Here is a 2,352-nt window from a genome sequence, read left to right on the forward strand (position 1 = left end):
GTGGTCTTCTTGACCGTGCCCATGGAGGTGGCCATGAACACGTACTGGTCGGCCGGGAAGTTGCGCTTCTCGCCGGTCAGCGCGAGCGCCACGTTGATCTTCTCGCCTTCCTGCAGCGGGAACATGTTGACGATGGGGCGCCCGCGCGAGCCGCGCGAGCCCGCCGGCACTTCCCACACCTTGAGCCAGTACAGCCGGCCGCGGTTGGAGAAGCACAGGATGTAGTCGTGCGTGTTGGCGATGAAGAGCTGGTCGATCCAGTCGTCTTCCTTGGTGACGGTGGCCTGCTTGCCGCGCCCGCCGCGCTTTTGCGCGCGGTATTCGTTCAGCGGCTGGCTCTTGATGTAGCCGCTGTGCGAAAGCGTGACCACCATGTCGGTGGGCGTGATCAGGTCTTCGGTCGAGAGGTCGTAGGCGCTGTGCTCCACCAGGCTGCGGCGCGCGCCGAGCTTGGACTGGCCGAACTCCTGCTTGATGGTGCCGAGTTCCTCGCCAATGATGACCGAGACGCGCTCCGGCTTGGCCAGGATGTCGAGCAGGTCGTCGATCTCGGCCATGACCTCCTTGTACTCGGCAACGATCTTGTCCTGCTCGAGGCCGGTCAGGCGCTGCAGGCGCATCTGCAGGATTTCCTGGGCCTGGGTTTCCGACAGGCGGTAGAGACCGTCCGAGCCCATGCCGAACTCGCGCTCCAGGCCCTCGGGGCGGTAGTCGTCGGCATTGACCACGCCGCCGTCCGCACGAGCGCGCGTCAGCATCTCGCGCACCAGCTTGCTGTCCCAGCTGCGGGTCATGAGCTCGGCCTTGGCGACCGGCGGAGTGGGCGACTCGCGGATGATGCGGATGAATTCGTCGATGTTGGCCAGGGCCACCGCCAGGCCTTCGAGCACGTGGCCGCGTTCGCGCGCCTTGCGCAGCGTGAAGACGGTGCGGCGCGTGACCACTTCGCGGCGGTGCTGCAGGAAGACCTCGATCAGGTCCTTCAGGTTGCACAGCTTGGGCTGGCCGTCGACCAGTGCCACCATGTTGATGCCGAAGGTGTCCTGCAGCTGGGTCTGCTTGTACAGGTTGTTGAGCACCACCTCGGGCACTTCGCCGCGCTTGAGCTCGATCACCAGGCGCATGCCCGACTTGTCGGACTCGTCCTGGATGTGGCTGATGCCTTCGATCTTCTTTTCGTGCACCAGCTCGGCCATGCGCTCCTGCAGCGTCTTCTTGTTGACCTGGTAGGGGAGCTCGTCGACGATGATCGCCTGGCGCTGGCCGCGGTCGATGTCCTCGAAGTGGCACTTGGCGCGCATCACGACCTTGCCGCGGCCGGTGCGGTAGCCGTCCCGCACGCCATTGATGCCGTAGATGATGCCGGCGGTGGGGAAGTCGGGCGCCGGCACGATTTCCATCAGCTCGTCGATGGTGGCCTGCGGATTGCGCAGCAGATGCAGGCAGGCGTCCACCACCTCATTGAGATTGTGCGGCGGAATATTGGTGGCCATGCCCACCGCAATACCGCCGGAACCATTCACCAGCAAATTCGGCAGTTTGCTCGGAAGGACCTTTGGTTCTTTTTCGGAGCCGTCGTAATTGTCCTGGAAATCGACAGTTTCCTTGTCGATATCGGCCAGCATTTCGTGCGCAATTTTGGCGAGGCGGATTTCCGTATACCGCATTGCAGCCGCGTTGTCGCCGTCGACCGACCCGAAGTTGCCTTGGCCGTCGACCAGCATATGGCGCATGGAAAAGTCCTGCGCCAGCCGCACGATGGTGTCGTAGACCGACTGGTCGCCGTGCGGGTGGTACTTGCCGATCACGTCGCCCACGATGCGGGCGGACTTCTTGTACGCCCGGTTCCAGTCGTTGTTGAGCTCGTGCATGGCATACAGCACGCGCCGGTGCACGGGCTTGAGGCCGTCGCGCGCATCGGGAAGCGCCCGGCCCACGATCACGCTCATGGCGTAATCGAGATAGCTGCTGCGCATTTCCTCTTCGAGACTGATGGGCAGGGTTTCTTTGGCGAAGGAGGTCATTGAGCAAGAGGCTGGCGGCAGGAAGGCGAAATTTTACGCTGTGAGGGGTGTCGCACCGCCGCAACACAAGGCCGCTATTCCGCCTCCGTCCTACGCTTCCGGGGTGTCCAGCGGCCTGTTTGCCAAAGACCCTATGGCACAATCGCCTCAACGTTTTGGGTGGTGGTCACTTAAAGCGTCCTTGATTCGCAGCGCGGCTGCGGCTTTTTCCCCAAGAGGAGAACCATGAAGAAACTGAATAAAGTGGCGATGATGTTTGCAGTCGCTGCGCTCGCCACTGCCGCCGGCGCGCAGACCCGTGTCACCGCTGCGGACGGCGGTCCTACGA

Annotated in this window: 1 protein-coding gene; it reads right to left on the minus strand. The window is 63.1% G+C overall.

Annotation, left to right across the window (positions count from 1 at the left end; all coding sequences use genetic code 11):
* Nucleotides 1-2,024 (minus strand): DNA gyrase subunit A (gyrA, locus tag AC1DOC_RS29695; RefSeq protein WP_478131125.1); only part of this gene is annotated, 2,024 nt, incomplete at its 3' end.
* Between the last annotated feature and the right edge of the window lie 328 nt (nt 2,025-2,352).

The organism is Variovorax sp. 01T439_2, assembly GCF_056398445.1.